The sequence below is a fragment of the Thioalbus denitrificans genome, from assembly GCF_003337735.1.
Taxonomy (GTDB): Bacteria; Pseudomonadota; Gammaproteobacteria; order DSM-26407; family DSM-26407; genus Thioalbus; species Thioalbus denitrificans.
Genome location: NZ_QPJY01000015.1, coordinates 13,522 through 30,912 on the forward strand (window position 1 = coordinate 13,522; position 17,391 = coordinate 30,912).

Annotated in this window: 12 protein-coding genes; 10 read left to right on the forward strand and 2 right to left on the reverse strand. The window is 67.1% G+C overall.

The window, feature by feature from the left end; all coding sequences use genetic code 11:
* The first annotated feature begins 4 nt into the window (after positions 1-4).
* The 10 genes from DFQ59_RS17960 (at position 5) to DFQ59_RS18010 (ending at position 14,876) form a co-directional block, all read left to right on the forward strand.
* Positions 5-1,141, forward strand: a complete 1,137-nt coding sequence (locus DFQ59_RS17960) for a sodium ion-translocating decarboxylase subunit beta (protein WP_114281117.1) — start codon at positions 5-7, stop codon at positions 1,139-1,141.
* A gap of 101 nt (positions 1,142-1,242) precedes the next feature.
* Positions 1,243-2,763, forward strand: coding sequence for a fumarate hydratase (locus DFQ59_RS17965; RefSeq protein WP_114281118.1), 1,521 nt, complete (start codon positions 1,243-1,245; stop codon positions 2,761-2,763).
* A gap of 316 nt (positions 2,764-3,079) precedes the next feature.
* A complete protein-coding gene (locus DFQ59_RS17970) occupies positions 3,080-4,012 on the forward strand; it encodes an AEC family transporter (protein WP_114281119.1) in 933 nt (310 codons plus the stop codon).
* Positions 4,013-4,281: 269 nt separating this feature from the next.
* Positions 4,282-6,183, forward strand: a complete 1,902-nt coding sequence (locus tag DFQ59_RS17975) for a propionyl-CoA synthetase (RefSeq protein ID WP_114281120.1) — start codon at positions 4,282-4,284, stop codon at positions 6,181-6,183.
* A gap of 459 nt (positions 6,184-6,642) precedes the next feature.
* Positions 6,643-8,790, forward strand: coding sequence for a methylmalonyl-CoA mutase (gene scpA, locus DFQ59_RS17980; protein ID WP_114281121.1), 2,148 nt, complete (start codon positions 6,643-6,645; stop codon positions 8,788-8,790).
* A gap of 18 nt (positions 8,791-8,808) precedes the next feature.
* The gene (locus DFQ59_RS17985) at positions 8,809-10,341 is read left to right on the forward strand and encodes an acyl-CoA carboxylase subunit beta (RefSeq protein WP_114281122.1); all 1,533 of its coding nucleotides are present in this window, start codon (positions 8,809-8,811) and stop codon (positions 10,339-10,341) included.
* A gap of 90 nt (positions 10,342-10,431) precedes the next feature.
* Positions 10,432-12,417 carry an acetyl-CoA carboxylase biotin carboxylase subunit gene (locus DFQ59_RS17990; RefSeq protein WP_114281123.1) on the forward strand — a complete coding sequence of 662 codons (1,986 nt, stop codon included), beginning with the start codon at positions 10,432-10,434 and terminating at the stop codon, positions 12,415-12,417.
* A gap of 22 nt (positions 12,418-12,439) precedes the next feature.
* A complete protein-coding gene (meaB, locus tag DFQ59_RS17995; RefSeq protein WP_114281124.1) occupies positions 12,440-13,435 on the forward strand; it encodes a methylmalonyl Co-A mutase-associated GTPase MeaB in 996 nt (331 codons plus the stop codon).
* A 279-nt stretch (positions 13,436-13,714) separates the two neighbouring features.
* Positions 13,715-14,119 (forward strand): methylmalonyl-CoA epimerase, encoded by a 405-nt coding sequence (gene mce, locus DFQ59_RS18005; protein WP_114281125.1) that lies wholly within the window; start codon positions 13,715-13,717, stop codon positions 14,117-14,119.
* A gap of 295 nt (positions 14,120-14,414) precedes the next feature.
* Positions 14,415-14,876, forward strand: a complete 462-nt coding sequence (locus DFQ59_RS18010) for a YiiD C-terminal domain-containing protein (protein WP_114281126.1) — start codon at positions 14,415-14,417, stop codon at positions 14,874-14,876.
* Between the two features lie 18 nt (positions 14,877-14,894).
* Here the strand turns inward: DFQ59_RS18010 and DFQ59_RS18015 are convergent, their stop codons facing one another.
* Together DFQ59_RS18015 and DFQ59_RS18020 are read right to left on the reverse strand one after the other, a co-directional pair.
* Positions 14,895-16,025, reverse strand: a complete 1,131-nt coding sequence (locus DFQ59_RS18015; protein WP_114281127.1) for an AI-2E family transporter — start codon at positions 16,023-16,025, stop codon at positions 14,895-14,897.
* 309 nt (positions 16,026-16,334) lie between these two features.
* On the reverse strand, positions 16,335-17,324 hold the full coding sequence (locus DFQ59_RS18020; protein WP_114281128.1) for an ACP S-malonyltransferase: 990 nt from the start codon (positions 17,322-17,324) through the stop codon (positions 16,335-16,337).
* Positions 17,325-17,391 lie beyond the last annotated feature (67 nt).

Here is a 17,391-nt window from a genome sequence, read left to right on the forward strand (position 1 = left end):
GGTCATGGAGAACGGTCTGAAGCAACTCTGGCTCTCCACCGGCCTGGCCAACTTCGAGTGGGGCCAGCTGCTCATGATCGCCGTGGGCGGGCTGCTGCTCTATCTCGCCATCGCCCGGAAGTTCGAGCCCCTGCTGCTGGTGCCCATCGGCTTCGGCGCGGTGCTCACCAACATCCCGGTCGCCGGCCTGGCCGGCCCGGATGGCCTACTGCACTACATCTACGCGGTGGGCATCGAGACCGGCGTCTTTCCGCTGCTCATCTTCATGGGGGTGGGGGCGCTGACCGATTTCGGGGCGCTCATCGCCAATCCCAAGACGCTGATGCTGGGGGCGGCGGCCCAGTTCGGCATCTTCCTGACCCTGCTGGGCGCGCTGGCGCTAAACATGGTGCCCGGCTTCGACTTCAGCCTGGCCGACGCCGCCGCCATCGGCATCATCGGCGGCGCCGACGGCCCCACGGCCATCTTCCTCGCCTCGCGGCTGGCCCCGGACCTGCTCGGCGCCATCGCCGTGGCTGCCTACAGCTACATGGCCCTGGTGCCCATCATCCAGCCGCCCATCATGCGGGCGCTCACCACCGAGGCCGAGCGCAAGGTGGTCATGCAGCAGCTGCGGCCGGTGTCGAAGCTGGAGAAGATCATCTTTCCCCTCATCGTGCTGCTGATGACGGTGCTGTTCCTGCCCGCGGCGGTGCCACTGGTGGGAATGCTCACCTTCGGCAACCTGCTGCGCGAGTGCGGGGTGGTGGACCGGCTCTCCCGGACCGCCCAGAACGAGCTCATCAACATCGTCACCATCTTCCTCGGCCTGGCCGTGGGCTCGAAGCTCGACGCCCACAAGTTCCTCTCCGTCGAGACGCTGGGCATCCTGGTGCTCGGGGCGCTGGCCTTCTCGGTGGGAACCGCCGCCGGCCTGCTCATGGGCAAGCTCATGCACCGTCTCTCGGGGGGCAAGGTGAACCCCCTCATCGGCGCCGCCGGCGTCTCCGCGGTGCCCATGGCCGCCCGGGTGGTGAACAAGGTGGGGCTGGAGGCCGATCACCACAACTTCCTGCTGATGCACGCCATGGGTCCCAACGTGGCCGGTGTCATCGGCTCGGCGGTGGCCGCGGGCGTCCTGCTGGCCATCGTGGGCGGTTGAACCCCCGCGTCGCGGTGTTGCCCAAGCTACCAGTCGGACAATAGGTTTTGTCAGTTGACGGCCGGTCCCGCAGGGGGGCGGCCGCTGATCAGGAGCGCCCCATGACGGTGATCAAGAAGGCGGACTTCATCCACAGCGTCGCCGATGCCCTGCAGTACATCTCCTACTATCATCCCCTCGATTTCATCCGCGCCATGGGCGCGGCCTGGGAGCGGGAGCGCTCGCCGGCGGCGCGCGACGCCATCGCCCAGATCCTGGTCAACTCGCGCATGTCCGCCGAGGGACACCGGCCCATCTGCCAGGACACCGGCATCGTGGTGGCCTTCGTGAAGGTGGGCATGGACGTGCGCTGGGAGAGTGACCAGGGCCTGCAGGAGATGGTGGACGAGGGGGTGCGCCGCGCCTACACCAATCCCGCCAATCCGCTGCGCGCCTCGGTGGTGGCAGACCCGGCCGGCGAGCGCCGCAACACCCGCGACAACACCCCGGCCATCGTCTACACGGAGGTGGTGCCGGGCGACCGGGTGGAGGTGATCCTGGCGGCCAAGGGCGGCGGTTCGGAGAACAAGTCCAAGTTCGCCATCCTCAACCCCAGCGACAGCCTGGTGGACTGGGTGGTGAAGACGGTGCCCACCATGGGCGCCGGCTGGTGCCCGCCGGGCATCCTCGGCATCGGCATCGGCGGTACCGCCGAGAAGTCGATGCTGCTGGCCAAGGAGGCGCTCATGGAGCCGGTGGACCTGCACGAGCTGCGCGAGCGGGGACCTGCCAACCGCATCGAGGAGCTGCGCCTGGAGATCGCCGACAAGGTGAATGCGCTGGGCATCGGCGCCCAGGGGCTCGGCGGGCTGACCACCGTGCTGGACGTGAAGATCCGCGACTACCCCACCCATGCCGCCTCCCTGCCGGTGGCGCTGATCCCGAATTGCGCCGCCACCCGCCACGTGCACTTCCAGCTGGACGGTAGCGGCGTGGCGGAGTTGCCGGTGCCGCGCCTGGAGGACTGGCCGGCGGTCACCTGGGAGGTGGGACGGAACGTGCGCCGGGTGAACCTGGACACGGTCACCCCGGAGGAGGCGGCGGCCTGGAAGCCGGGCGAGACCCTGCTGCTCAACGGCAAGCTGCTCACCGGGCGCGATGCCGCCCACAAGCGCATCAATGATCTCTTCGCCCGGGGCGAGGGGCTGCCGGAGGGGGTCGACTTCCGCAACCGCTTCATCTACTACGTGGGTCCGGTGGACCCCGTGGGCGACGAGGTGGTGGGCCCCGCCGGTCCCACCACCTCCACCCGCATGGACAAGTTCACCGAGATGATGCTGGCGCGGACCGGGCTGCTCGGCATGGTGGGCAAGGCCGAACGCGGGCCGGTGGCCATCGAGGCCATCAGGAAACACCGGGCGGTCTACCTGATGGCCGTGGGCGGGGCCGCCTACCTGGTCTCCAAGGCCATCCGCGCCGCCCGGGTGGTGGCCTTCGAGGATCTCGGCATGGAGGCCATCTACGAGTTCGAGGTGCAGGACATGCCCGTCACCGTGGCCGTGGACAGCCGCGGCGAATCGGTGCACCAGACCGGCCCCGCCGAGTGGCGCATCCGCATCGAGGAGATGCACACCAGCGGGTGATTTTCACCACGAAGGCACGAAGGACACGAAGAAAAGCGAAAGGCACATGAACCGCAGATTACGCTGATTAACGCAGATTGAGCTGTACTGTGAGGCTGGCGCACCGGTGAGTCAGGCTCCATATGGAATCGGTGGGGCCTGCGGTCGGTCGTTCTGCACCGCGGCCGTGATTGTCGGGTGGCAATCCATCAATCGGCAATACATCTGCGTAAATCTGCGTAATCTGCGTATAAACAGCCTTTCTCTTCGTGTCCTTCGTGCCTTCGTGGTGAAATCTTGCTTATTTTCCTCCTGACAACCCGAGGTCCTCCCCAAGATGCCGACGCTGCTGACGGCGCTGGTGCCGGTGTTTCTGCTCATCCTGGCGGGGTGGGGGATGCGGCGCTGGGATTTTCCCGGTGATGCCTTCTGGCGGCCCGCGGAGCGGCTGACCTACTATGTGCTGTTTCCGGCGCTGCTGGTGCGCAGCCTCGCCGCGGCGCCCTTCGCCGAGCTGCCGATCGGGACCATGGCCGCGGCGCTGCTGGGCGGCCTGCTGGCGACCGCCGTCGCGGCGCTCGTCGGGGGCCGCCTGCTGCGGCTCGACGGGGGCGGCGTCGGGGCGCTGTTCCAGGGCAGCGTGCGCTTCAATACCTACCTGGGCCTGGCCGCCGCCGCGGGACTGTACGGCGCCCGGGGCGTGACCCTGGCGGGGCTCGCCATCGCGGTCCTGATCCCCCTCATCAACGTTCTCTGCGTGGCGGTCCTGTCGCGCTGCAATCCCGCCATCGAAGCCCACTGGGGACGGGTCGCGGGGGCGGTGGCGCGCAATCCCCTCATCCTGGCCTGCCTGGTGGGGCTGGGGTTGAATTTCGCCGGTCTGCGCCTGCCCGTCATGGTGGACGAGAGCCTCGCCATCCTCGCCCGCGCCGCCCTCCCGCTCGGCCTCCTGGCGGTGGGGGCGGGACTCGAACTGCGCGGCACCCCGGGCTCCCTGCCGGCCCTGATCACCGCCTCCGCCCTGAAGCTGCTGCTGTTCCCGCTGCTGTCACTGGGCATCTCGTTGTGGATCGGCCTCGACGCCTTGGCCGCGGGCGTGGTCGTGCTGTTCAGCGCCCTGCCCGGGGCCACCTCCGCCTACATTCTCGCCCGCCAGCTGGGCAGCGACTACCGGCTGACCGCGGCCATCCTGACCGTGGAAACGGGGCTCTCCCTGTTCACGCTGCCGCTCGCCCTGTGGCTCGCCGGACGACTCGCCCCCCTCTCCTGATGCCCCGGCAGAACCCCGGTTGCGGGAAAAATCCCGACTAAACTTGCATACGGATGCGAGTAAAGATAAATTTTTGCGAATAAATTCGGCTTATGGTGCAACACAACAAAACAGATACCCTGCGAGTGGCGGGGTATCGGGCCGGGTTTTCAACAAGATGACGCGCACCTTATCCGTTTTTCCGACCCTGACCGGGGGCGGGAAACGGGTGTTGCCACGGGCGGGCGGGGTGCAGACGGATAAATTCCAGCACGCAGGGGGATGTCTCCATGACAACGAAGTACGAGGAGGTCTACGGCCGCTCCATGAACGACCCGGAGGGTTTCTGGGCCGACGCGGCCGAGGAGCTCCATTGGGACCGGAAGTGGGACAAGGTGCTCGATGACACCAAGAAGCCCTTCTATCGCTGGTTTGCCGGCGGCCTCCTGAATACCTGCTACAACGCCGTCGATCGGCATGCCGACGGGCATCGCGGCGACCAGCCCGCCATCATCTACGACAGCCCCGTCACCGGGACGGTCCAGAGCATCACCTACCGCGAACTGCGTGACCACGTGGCCCGTTTCGCCGGCGTCCTGGTGCAGCACGGCGTGGAGAAGGGCGACCGGGTCATCATCTACATGCCCATGATTCCCGAGGCGGCCGTGGCCATGCTCGCCTGCGCCCGCATCGGCGCCATCCACTCGGTGGTGTTCGGCGGTTTCGCGGCCAAGGAGCTGGCCACCCGCATCGACGACGCCAAGCCCAAGGTCATCGTCTCCGCCTCCTGCGGCATCGAGGTGAAGCGGGTGGTGGAGTACAAGCCGCTGCTGGACGAGGCCATCGAGATGGCCGCATCCAAGCCGCGCCATACCGTCATTTACCAGCGCCCCCAGGCCAAGGCCGCCATGACCGAGGGCCGCGATCTGGACTGGGCGCAGTCCGTGGCCGCCGCCAAGCCGGTGGACTGCGTGCCGGTGGAGGCCACCCACCCCCTCTACATCCTCTATACCTCCGGCACCACCGGCATGCCCAAGGGCGTGGTGCGCGACAACGGCGGCCACGCGGTGGCCATGAAGTGGAGCATGAAGCATATCTACAACGTGGAGCCCGGGGAGGTCTACTGGGCCGCCTCCGACGTGGGCTGGGTGGTGGGCCACTCCTACATCGTCTACGGGCCCCTGCTGCAGGGCTGCACCACGGTCATCTACGAGGGCAAGCCGGTGGGCACCCCCGACGCGGGCGCCTTCTGGCGGGTCATCGAGCAGCACCGGGTGGAGACGCTGTTCACCGCGCCCACGGCCTTCCGCGCCATCAAGCGCGAGGACCCGGAGGGCGAGCAGCTGAAGAAGTACGACCTGTCCCACTTCCGGAACCTGTTCCTGGCCGGGGAGCGCTGCGACCCCGATACGCTGCTCTGGGCCGAGGCCCAGCTCGGCGTGCCGGTCATCGACCACTGGTGGCAGACCGAGACCGGCTGGGCCATCGCCGCCAATCCGATGGGCATCGAGCAGCTGCCGGTGAAGCCCGGCTCGCCCACCCGCGCGGTGCCCGGCTACGACGTGCAGGTGCTGGACGAGAACGGCAGGCAGATGGCGCCCGGCCAGATCGGCAGCATCGTCATCAAGCTGCCCATGCCGCCCGGCTGCCTGCCGACCCTGTGGGGCAACGACGAGCGCTATGTGAAGTCCTATCTCAGCGCCTACGACGGCTACTACCTGACCGGTGACGCCGGCTTCAAGGACGAGGACGGCTACCTGTGGATCATGAGCCGCATCGACGACATCATCAATGTGGCCGGCCACCGCCTCTCCACCGGCGCCATGGAGGAGGTCCTCGCCTCCCACCCCGATGTGGCCGAGTGCGCCGTCATCGGCGTGGCCGACACCCTGAAGGGTGAGCTTCCCCTCGGCTTCGTCTGCCTGAAGGCGGGCGTACGGCGGGAGGAGGACGCCATCAGGAAGGAGCTGGTGCAGCTGGTGCGCGAAAAAATCGGCCCCGTCGCCGCCTTCAAGACGGTGACCGTCGTCGATCGCCTGCCCAAGACCCGCTCGGGCAAGATCCTGCGTGGCACCATGAAGAAAATCGCCGACGGCGAGGAGTACAAGATGCCGGCCACCATCGACGATCCGTCCATCCTCGGCGAGATTTCCGCTGCCCTGAGCAGCATCGGCTACGCCAGGAAGCACTGAGGTTCAATCGCGCCGCCCCGCCGCCGGAAAAATGCCGGCGGCGGGGCGGTGTCCATGGTCCACTGACGAGCCCGGGCGCGGCGGCTCCACCCCGCGAACACAGCGGAAGAGGACGCCCGGGGCGCGCAGACGGTCTCCTTCATGTCCACGGATGGCGCCGGTGGACCTAGGAGCCTGTCGGACTTGAGCGATCGTAGCGAGCCGAGTGGGAGAGCGAGGACAGATGGGGCCGATTTTGAGGCGCATAGTGGGTCTATGTAATGAAAAATCGGCTTCATATGGACCGCTGTCCCGCCGGCGCAGTAGATCAGCCTCAAGTCCGACAGGCTCCTAGAGGGCCCGATTTTCAGCCCGGCAGGGCATGGGCGGCGCCCGTGCCCGGTGCATTCACGCCCTTGCCGGGCCGTTACCTGTTCAATGCTCGACCGCCCCCCCGGGGCCGGAACTGGAGAATGATGTATGGCGGAGTTTCCCGAACGCACCCTGGCAGACTGGCATACACAGGCGAACAAGGAGCTCAAGGGACGGTCAGCGGATGATCTGAACTGGAATACCCCCGAGGGCATCACCGTGAAGCCGCTCTACACGGCGGCCGACCTCGAGGGCATGGCGCACGCGGACACCCTGCCCGGGTTCGCTCCCTACGTGCGCGGCCCCCGCGCCACCATGTATGCCGGGCGGCCCTGGACCGTGCGCCAGTATGCCGGTTTCTCCACCGCCGAGGAGTCCAATGCCTTCTACCGCCGCAACCTGGCGGCGGGGCAGAAGGGCCTGTCGGTGGCCTTCGACCTGGCCACCCACCGGGGCTACGACTCCGATCATCCGCGGGTGGTGGGCGACGTGGGCAAGGCCGGTGTGGCCATCGACAGCGTGGAGGACATGAAAATCCTCTTCGACGGCATTCCGCTGGACCAGATGTCGGTCTCCATGACCATGAACGGCGCGGTGCTGCCGGTGATGGCCATGTACATCGTGGCCGCCGAGGAGCAGGGCGTCGCGCCCGCACTGCTCGCCGGCACCCTGCAGAACGACATCCTCAAGGAGTTCATGGTCCGCAACACCTACATCTACCCGCCCGAGCCCTCCATGCGCATCGTGGCCGACATCATCGGCTACACCGCGCAGCACATGCCGCGCTTCAACCCCATCTCCATCTCCGGCTACCACATGCAGGAGGCGGGGGCCACCTGCGTGCAGGAGCTGGCCTACACCCTTGCCGACGGACTGGAGTACGTGCGCGCTGCCATCCGGAGCGGGCTGGACGTGGACGCCTTCGCGCCGCGCCTCTCCTTCTTCTTCGCCATCGGCATGAACTTCTTCATGGAGGTGGCGAAGCTGCGGGCCGCCCGGCTGCTGTGGGCGGAGCTGATGCAGGAGCACTTCCAGCCCGGGCACCCCGGTTCGCTGATGCTGCGCACCCACTGCCAGACCTCGGGCGTCAGCCTCACCAGCCAGGATCCCTACAACAACGTGGTGCGCACCGCCGTGGAGGCGCTGGCCGCGGCGCTCGGCGGCACCCAGTCGCTGCACACCAACTCCTTCGACGAGGCGCTGGCGCTGCCCACCGACTTCTCGGCCCGCATCGCCCGCAACACCCAGCTCATCCTGCAGGAGGAGACCGGCATCACCAAGGTGGTGGACCCGCTGGCCGGCTCCTACTACGTGGAGCGGCTGACCCATGACCTGGCGGAGGCCGCCCGCGGGCTGATCCGCGAGGTGGAGGAGATGGGCGGCATGACCCAGGCGGTGGTGGCGGGTCTGCCGAAGCTGCGCATCGAGGAGGCCGCCGCCCGGCGCCAGGCCCGCATCGACCGCGGCGAGGAAGTGGTGGTGGGCGTCAACCGCTACCAGCCCGCCGAGGATACCCAGGTGGATATTCTCGATATCGACAACAGCGCCGTGCGCGAGTCCCAGATCCGACGCCTGCAGCAGGTGCGCGCCAGCCGCGACGATGCTGCCTGCCAGGCGGCGCTCGATAATCTCACCAAGGCCGCGACGGGCCGGGAGAACCTGCTGGCGCTGGCGGTGGAGGCGGCGCGCGCCCGGGCCACGGTGGGCGAGATCTCCGATGCCCTGGAGAAGGTGTTCACCCGCCACCGCGCCGTGGTGCGTTCCATTTCCGGGGTGTACGGTTCCGCCTACGAGGGGGACGAGGGTTTCATGAAGATCAAGCAGGAGGTGGAGGCGTTCGCCGAGGCCGAGGGGCGCCGCCCGCGCATGCTGGTGGTGAAGCTGGGCCAGGACGGGCACGACCGCGGCGCCAAGGTGATTGCCACGGCCTTCGCCGACATCGGCTTCGACGTGGACGTGGGACCGCTGTTCCAGACCCCGGAGGAGGCCGCGCGCCAGGCCATCGAGAACGACGTCCACGTGGTGGGCGTCTCATCCCAGGCCGCCGGCCACAAGACCCTCGTGCCCCAGCTCATCGAGGCGCTCAGGGCCGGGGGCGGCGAGGACATCCTGGTCATCTGCGGGGGCGTCATCCCGCCCCAGGACTACCAGCAGCTCCTCGACGCCGGTGTGGCCGCCGTCTACGGCCCCGGCAGCAACATACCGGTCGCTGCGAGCGAGGTCATCCGTCTCATCCGCGAACGCCGCGGCGTCTAACCAACGAAAGGTAAGGCAATGCACGACATCATCCGGCAACTCGAAGAAAAACGCGCCGCGGCCCGCATGGGTGGTGGTCAGCGCCGTATCGACGCGCAGCACGCCAAGGGCAAGCTGAGCGCCCGCGAGCGCATCGAACTGCTCCTCGACCCCGACAGCTTCGAGGAGTGGGACATGTTCGTGGAGCATCGCTGCACCGACTTCGGCATGGACAGGCAGTCCATCCCCGGGGACGGCGTCGTGACCGGCTACGGCACCATCAACGGCCGGCTGGTGTTCGTCTTCAGCCAGGATTTCACCGTCTTCGGCGGCTCGCTGTCCGGCTCCCACGCGGAAAAGATCTGCAAGATCATGGATCACGCCATGAAGGTGGGTGCGCCGGTGATCGGTCTGAACGACTCCGGCGGCGCGCGCATCCAGGAGGGCGTGGACTCGCTGGCCGGCTATGCCGACGTGTTCCAGCGCAACGTCATGGCCTCCGGGGTGGTGCCGCAGATCTCCATGATCATGGGTCCCTGCGCCGGCGGCGCGGTCTATTCGCCGGCCATGACCGATTTCATCTTCATGGTGAAGGATACCTCCTACATGTTCGTCACCGGCCCCGAGGTGGTGAAGACGGTCACCCACGAGGTGGTGACCCACGAGGAGCTGGGCGGCGCGGTAACCCACAACACCAAGTCCGGCGTCGCCGACCGGGCCTTCGAGAACGACGTGGAGGCGCTGCTCATGCTGCGCCAGTTCATGGACTTCCTGCCCGCCAACAACCGCGAGAAGCCACCCGTGCGGCCGACCGCCGATCCCGCCGATCGCATGGAAATGTCGCTGGACACCCTGGTCCCGGACAACCCCAACAAGCCCTATGACATGAAGGAGCTCATCGCCAAGGTGGTGGATGACGGCGACTTCTTCGAGATCCAGCCCGACTATGCCGGCAACATCATCACCGGTTTCGGGCGCATGGAGGGCTCGACGGTGGGCATCGTGGCCAACCAGCCCATGGTCCTGGCCGGCTGCCTGGATATCCGCTCCTCCATCAAGGCCGCCCGGTTCGTGCGCTTCTGCGACGCCTTCAACATCCCGGTGGTTACCTTCGTGGACGTGCCCGGCTTCCTGCCCGGCACCGCCCAGGAGTACGGCGGCATCATCAAGCACGGCGCCAAGCTCCTGTACGCCTTTGCCGAATGCACCGTGCCCAAGATCACCGTCATCACCCGCAAGGCCTACGGCGGCGCCTATGACGTGATGAGCTCCAAGCACCTGCGCGGCGATGTCAACCTGGCCTGGCCGTCGGCCGAGATCGCGGTGATGGGCCCGAAGGGGGCGGTGGAGATCATCTTCCGCCAGGATATCGGCGACAAGGAGAAGATCGAGGCGCGCACCGAGGAGTACCGGCAGAAGTTCGCCAACCCCTTCATCGCCGGCCACCGCGGCTTCATCGACGACGTCATCATGCCCCACGCGACGCGCAAGCGCATCTGCCGCTCCCTGGCGATGCTGAAGGACAAGAAGCTCGAGAACCCCTGGCGCAAGCACGGCAACATCCCTTTGTGAGTGAGGAGTGAAGGGTGAGGCGCGAGGGGTGACAGGAGGCTGTTTTGCCTCACCCCTAACACCTCACCCCTCACCGAGCGGAGCTCGTCAATGTTCAAGAAAATTCTGATTGCGAACCGCGGCGAGATCGCCTGCCGCGTCATCAAGACCGCCCGCCGGATGGGCATCCAGACCGTCGCCGTCTTCTCGGAGGCCGATCGGGACGCCCTGCACGTGGAGATGGCCGACGAGGCCGTCTGCATCGGGCCCCCGCCCACCGCCCAGAGCTACCTGGTGATGGATCGCATCATCCAGGCGTGCAGGGACACGGGCGCCGAGGCGGTCCACCCGGGCTACGGCTTCCTGTCCGAGAATGCCGCCTTCGCCGAGGCGCTGGACCGGGCCGGCATCGCCTTCATCGGCCCCAGGCGCCACGCCATCGTCAGCATGGGCGACAAGATCACCTCCAAGAAGCTGGCGGAGGAGGCCGGGGTCAACACCATCCCGGGCTACACCGGCGTGGTCCGGGACGCCGACCACGCGGTGGAGATCGCCGCCGGCATCGGCTACCCGGTGATGCTCAAGGCCTCCGCCGGCGGCGGCGGCAAGGGCATGCGCGTGGCCTGGAACGAGGCGGAGTGCCGCGAGGGGTTCGAGCGCGCCACCAGCGAGGCCCGGTCCAGCTTCGGCGACGACCGGGTGTTCATCGAGAAGTACATCGTCGAGCCGCGCCACATCGAGATCCAGGTGCTGGCCGACAGCCACGGCAACGTGATCTACCTGGGCGAACGCGAGTGCTCGCTCCAGCGCCGCCACCAGAAGGTGATCGAGGAGGCCCCGTCCTCCTTCATCGATCCGGAGACCCGCAAGGCCATGGGCGAGCAGGCCTGCACCCTGGCCCGGGCGGTGGACTACCAGTCCGCCGGCACGGTGGAGTTCATCGTCGACCGGGACAAGAACTTCTACTTCCTGGAGATGAACACCCGCCTGCAGGTGGAGCATCCCGTGACCGAGCTGGTCACCGGGCTGGACCTGGTGGAGCTCATGATCCGCGTCGCCGACGGTGAGCGGCTGCCGCTGGCCCAGGCCGATGTGACGCTCACCGGCTGGGCCATCGAGGCGCGTGTCTATGCCGAGGATCCGTTCCGCAACTTCCTGCCGTCCGTGGGCCGGCTGGTGCGCTACGCGCCGCCGCAGGAGGGCCCCCACGTGCGCGTGGACACCGGCGTCTACGAGGGCGGTGAGGTGTCCATGTTCTACGATCCGATGATCGCGAAGCTCGTCACCTACGGGTCCACCCGCGATCAGGCCATCGAGCACATGCGCACTGCCCTGGACGAATTCCTCATCCGCGGCGTGTCCCACAACATGAGCTTCCTCTCGGCGCTGATGATGCATCCGCGCTTCGTGGAAGGGCGCATTTCCACCAACATGATCGCCGAGGAGTACCCGGACGGCTTCCACCCGGCCGATGTGCCCCATGACGATCCGGCCCTGCTGGTGGCGGTCGCGGCCACCGTCCATCGCCGCTACATGGATCTCTACGCGTCCATCTCCGGCCAGCTCAAGGGGCTGGAGCGGAAGGTGCATGACGAGTGGGTGGTGGTCATGGGGGGTGAGGAGTTCCCCGTAGTCATCAAGCCGGTGGAGGACCGCTGCCTGGTCACTCACGACGGCGAGACCTACGAGGTGGTGAGCGACTGGCACTTCGGCCAGCCCCTGTTCCGCGGCAGCATCAACGGCCAGCTGATCTGCATGCAGGTGGAGCGGGACAACATCACCTACCGGCTCCTGCACCGGGGTTCGCAGGCCGAGGCCAAGGTGCTCACGTCCCTGACCGCCGAGCTTAATCGGCACATGATCGAGAAGGCGCCGCCGGACATGTCCCGGTTCCTGCTCTCGCCCATGCCCGGACTGCTGGTCAGGGTCTCGGTCGAGGAGGGGGACGATGTGAAGGCCGGCGAGGAGCTCGCGGTGGTGGAGGCCATGAAGATGGAGAATGTCCTGCGCGCCGCCCGCGACGGTGTGGTCAAGGCGGTGATGGCGGAGGCCGGCGCCAGTCTCGCCGTGGACCAGGCCATCATCGAGTTCGAGTAGACGACGGAGACCGGGACAGCGGATGCATATCACCGCGGCCGCCCTGGCGGAGGCAGTCCACGCGGGCGAGCGCCGGGCGCTCGCCCGCGCCATCACCCTCATCGAGTCCACCCGGGCGGATCACCGCGAACGGGCGGCGGAGCTGCTCGAGCGGCTCATGCCCCTGACGGGCCGTTCCATCCGCATCGGGATCTCGGGCGTGCCCGGCGTGGGCAAGTCCACCTTCATCGAGGCGCTGGGCATGCACGTCATCGACCGGGGCCACCGGGTGGCGGTGCTGGCGGTGGATCCCTCCTCGGCACTCTCCGGCGGTTCCATCCTCGGCGACAAGACCCGCATGGAGGAGCTCGCCCGCCGGCCCGAGGCCTTCATCCGGCCTTCTCCGGCGGGGGGCACCCTGGGCGGCGTGGCCCGGCGCACCCGCGAGGCGATGCTGGCCTGCGAGGCGGCCGGCTTTGACGTCATCATCGTCGAGACGGTGGGGGTGGGGCAGTCGGAGACCGCCGTGGCGGAGATGACCGACCTGTTCCTGCTGCTCCTGCTGCCCGCGGGCGGCGACGAGCTGCAGGGCATCAAGCGCGGCATCATGGAGCTGGCGGACCTGGTCCTGGTGAACAAGGCCGACGGTGATCTGGCCGGCGCCGCCCGCCGCACCGTGGCCGACTACCGCCACGCCCTGCACATGCTGCGCCCGCGCAGCCGGAACTGGACCGTGCCGGTCGAAGCCTGCTCCGCCCATACCGGCGCCGGGATCCCGGAAACCTGGGAGACCATCGGTCGCTACCGCGAGACGCTCGACGCCTCGGGCGAGCTGGCCGCGCGCCGCGCCGCCCAGGCCCGTACCTGGATGTGGAGCGAGACCACCGACAACCTGGTGGCCGCGCTCAGGGAGCACCCCGCCGTGCGCGAACGCCTGCCGGAGCTGGAGGCCGCGGTGACCGAGGGCCGCATCCCGCCCACCCTGGCCGCCCGCCGGCTCCTCGCCGCGTTCCTCGGCGAGGAGCCGGACTCGGAGTGACTTTTTTATATAGACAGGATTAACAGGATTGACAGGATTAATATGGTTTCAGGTTTAAGCTATGGGTAACTGGTAACTGGTAACTGGTAACTGGTAACTGGTAACTGGTAACTGGTAACTGGTAACTGGTAACTGGTAACTGGTAACTGGTAACTGGTAACTGGTAACTGGCTCTTGTCGACCAACCGTATTGTCCGTCGATGACAGATTGTTTCTTGAAATCCTGTCAATCCTGTAAATCCTGTCTATTCATTTATTAATATCATTCGGAGACTATCCATGATCGGTCGACTCAATCACGTGGCCATTGTCGTGCCGGACCTGCCGGCGGCGACGGCCACCTACCGCGACACGCTCGGTGCCCGGGTGTCTGAGCCGGTGGACCTGCCCGCGCACGGGGTCACCACCGTGTTCGTGGAACTGCCCAATACCAAGATCGAGCTGCTGCACCCGCTGGGCGAGGGCTCTCCCATCGCCCGGTTCCTGGAGAAGAACGCCAGTGGCGGCATTCACCACGTCTGCTACGAGGTGGACGACATCCTGGCGGCCCGGGATCGCCTCAAGGCCCAGGGTGCCCGGGTGCTGGGCGACGGCGAACCGAAGACCGGCGCCCACGGCAAGCCGGTCCTGTTCCTCCACCCCAAGGATTTCTGCGGCACCCTCGTGGAATTGGAACAGGCCTGATTCTGTTCACCACGGAGGCACGGAGGACACGAAGAAAAGACTTTTTATCCGCAGATTACGCAGATTACGCAGATGTTTTCGTGCAGTTGGATTGTTCTGTGCCTTTCCACCATGGAACAACACTTCCGCGGTCGGTATACGGCATCGCGGTCGTCACATCCACCAAGTCCGCCAGCAGAAAAACAAATCTGCGTAATCTGCGTAATCTGCGGATAGAGTATTTCGCCTTTTCTCCGTGTCCTCCGTGCCTCCGTGGTGAGCGCTTTTTCCGCAGTGGCAAGTACAAGGAGTGGCGATGACTGGGGAACGGGATGCGCGCTGCGCGGAGCTGGAGGCGACGCTGCACCGGGAGGTGCCGCTGTCGGGGCACATGGGCGTGGCGGTGGAGGCCTACGACGGGGAGTCGCTCGGGCTCAGCGCCGATTTCGAGCGCAATATCAACATCCACGGCACCGCCTTCGGCGGCAGCCTCTACTCCGCCTGCGCGCTGTGCGGGTGGGGCCTGCTGCACCTGAAGTTCGGGGAGTTGGGGCTGGCCGCCCAGATCGTCCTCTCGGCGGGCGAGATCCGCTACCTGCGGCCGGTGAAGCGCCATATCGAGGTGCGCTGCAGCCTGCCGGATGACTATCCGGGGTTTATCCAGCGGCTGCAGGAGCGGGGCAAGGCCCGCCTGGCCCTGCAGGCCGGGATCCTGGCCGACGGGGAGCCGGCGGTGGCGTTCAGGGGCGAGTACGCGGGGATCCTGAAGCGCCCCTAGTCTCCGGCCGCCCGCCGATCAAGGTTCCTCCGCTACGGCTTCCTCCGCGCCGCCATCCGCGTCCCCGCCATTCTCCCCGCCGTCCTGGAGCGTGGCGGGGGCGTGGCTCCCGAACTCCTCCACGAACATCTCCCAGGCCACCAGGAACAGGGCGGCGATGATGGGCCCGATGACGAAGCCGGATATGCCCAGCCCCGCCAGCCCCCCGAGGGTGGAGATCAGGATCAGGTAGTCCGGCATCTTGGTGTCGCGCCCCACCAGCAGCGGCCGCAGCAGGTTGTCCACCAGCCCGATCACCAGGGCGCCGAAGCCCACGATGACCAGCCCCTTCACCGGCTCTCCCGCCGCGAACATCCACAGCGCCGCGGGCGCCCAGACCAGGCCCGCGCCCACCGCCGGCAGCACCGACAGGACGGTCATCACCACGCCCCAGAACACCGCCGCCTCGATCCCCACCGCCCAGAACAGCAGACCGCCCAGGACGCCCTGCACCAGGCCCACCACCAGGGTGCCCTTGAGGGTGGCGCGCGAGACTTCGGCGAACTTGGCGAACAGGCGCCGCTCCCGTTCATCGCCGATGGGCAGCACGTGAATCAGCGACTCCACCAGCCGGGAGCCGTCGCGGAGGAAGAAGAACAGCAGATAGAGCATGACGAAGAACATCACCGTCAGGCGCAGGGCGTTCTGGCCGATGTTCACCGCCTGGGAGGCGAGGAAGCGGCTGCCCGTCACCGCCGCCGACGACAGCCCATCCTTGAGCCGCTGGGCGTCCACTCCGAGCCGCTCGAGGAAATCCCGCGCCGCCGGCAGGGTCTGCTCCACGTACCGGATCGGTTTCTGGATATCGATCTCGCCGCTGGTGATGCGCTGGTAGAACAGCGCCGATTCATGGGTGACCGCCAGCCCCACCAGGATCAGCGGCAGGATGACGATGAGCAGGATGAACAGCAGGGTCAATGCGGCGGTCAGCGACTCGCGCCCTCCCAGCGCCGGCAGCCAGCGCACGTAGAGCCGATGGAACAGGCTGGCGAGCAGCGCCGCCCAGAAGACCGGCTGGAGGAAGTCCTGCACCACCCCCAGGAACGCGGCGGTGACCAGCAGCAGCAGGGCCAGGAAAAAGGCATTCTCGAGGGACTGGAAGCGCATCATGTCGTCACATCCCCGAATGAGTCGAGCAGAGAGTCAACCGGCTGCCTTCGCGCAGCCCGAAGTCACCGGAAAAAGAAGATCGACCGCAGATTACGTTGATTTGCGCAGATTGTTCCTGCAATACCAACCTGCAATGTACAGGGCAAATCGTCGGATTACCTGCCCGGATGGGTCCCCGTAACCCCGGGGATAAATCACGACCGGGCTCGATGGGCCGCTATCCCCGACGCAAAAAAATCCACGCTAATCAACGTAATCTGCGGTGGAAAAGATGTTTTCTTTCCCGCCGCAGAGATCGTGGGGCCTCGCTCAGCCGCCCAGCGCCGCGGCGGTCTCGGCGAGGGTGGCGGTGTTGATGGCGGGGAAGTAGGCCGGGGCCTGTTCCATGCGCCGGGTCGCCTTCTTGAGGATGCTCTCCAGGTTGGGGCGCTTCTCGGCCGGCGTCTCGCCGGAGCCGATGCCGCCGCCGAACTCCACGAAGGCGGTGATGCCGTCACCGTCGGCCAGCGCCGTCTCCAGGCAGCCGATCCAGTTCACCGGGTGGAACAGCTGGAAGAACAGCCGGGCCTTGATGATGCCCGGATCCTCCTCGTGGAAGCCGCCGGTGTAGTTGGAGAGCACCCTGCACCCGGGGGTACCCATTTCCGCCTCGTCCAGGACCGGCCGGAAACGGCGCGCGGCCTCCACCATGTAGTAGGTGTGGAAGGCGCCTTCGGTCTTGAGGCGCACGGTGCGCTTGCGCGGGAAGAGCTCGGCCAGCTCCGCCTCCAGGGCGTCGAGATCGCTGCCGGCCCCGGCGGCCACCGTCTGGTCCGGCAGGTTGCGCCCGCCGATGCCGCAGAAGTGCTTGTCGGCCAGCGGCCGCACCGTCTCCACGTCCATGGGCACGGCCAGCATCTCCCCCTCGCCGTAGGTCCCCATCAGTTCGCCGCGCTGGCGCACCAGGCGCAGGGCGTCCTCGAAGGCCAGGCTGCCCGCGGCCACTAGGGCGGAGTATTCGCCGAGGCTGTGGCCGGCGGCGGCATGGGGCGTCACCCGCCCGTCGGTGAGGTCCTGGAACACCCGCAGGCAGGCGATGTGGTGGGTGAGCAGCACCGGCTGGGTGTTGCGGGTGAGGTTGATCTCGCCCTGGGGATCGCGGAAGGAGAGCTCCGCCATGTCGAAGCCCAGGATTTCGCTGGCCCGGTCGTAGACGCTCCGGGCCGTCGCATATTCCGCGTACAGGTCGCTGCCGATGCCGGGGTACTGGGATCCCTGGCCGGGGAAGATGAACATGACGCGGTCGGTGGGGGCGGACATGACGGTTTCTCCTCGACTTACGAAAGACCGGAAAGAATAGGTGGAACGACGGATCGGGGCAAGGGTG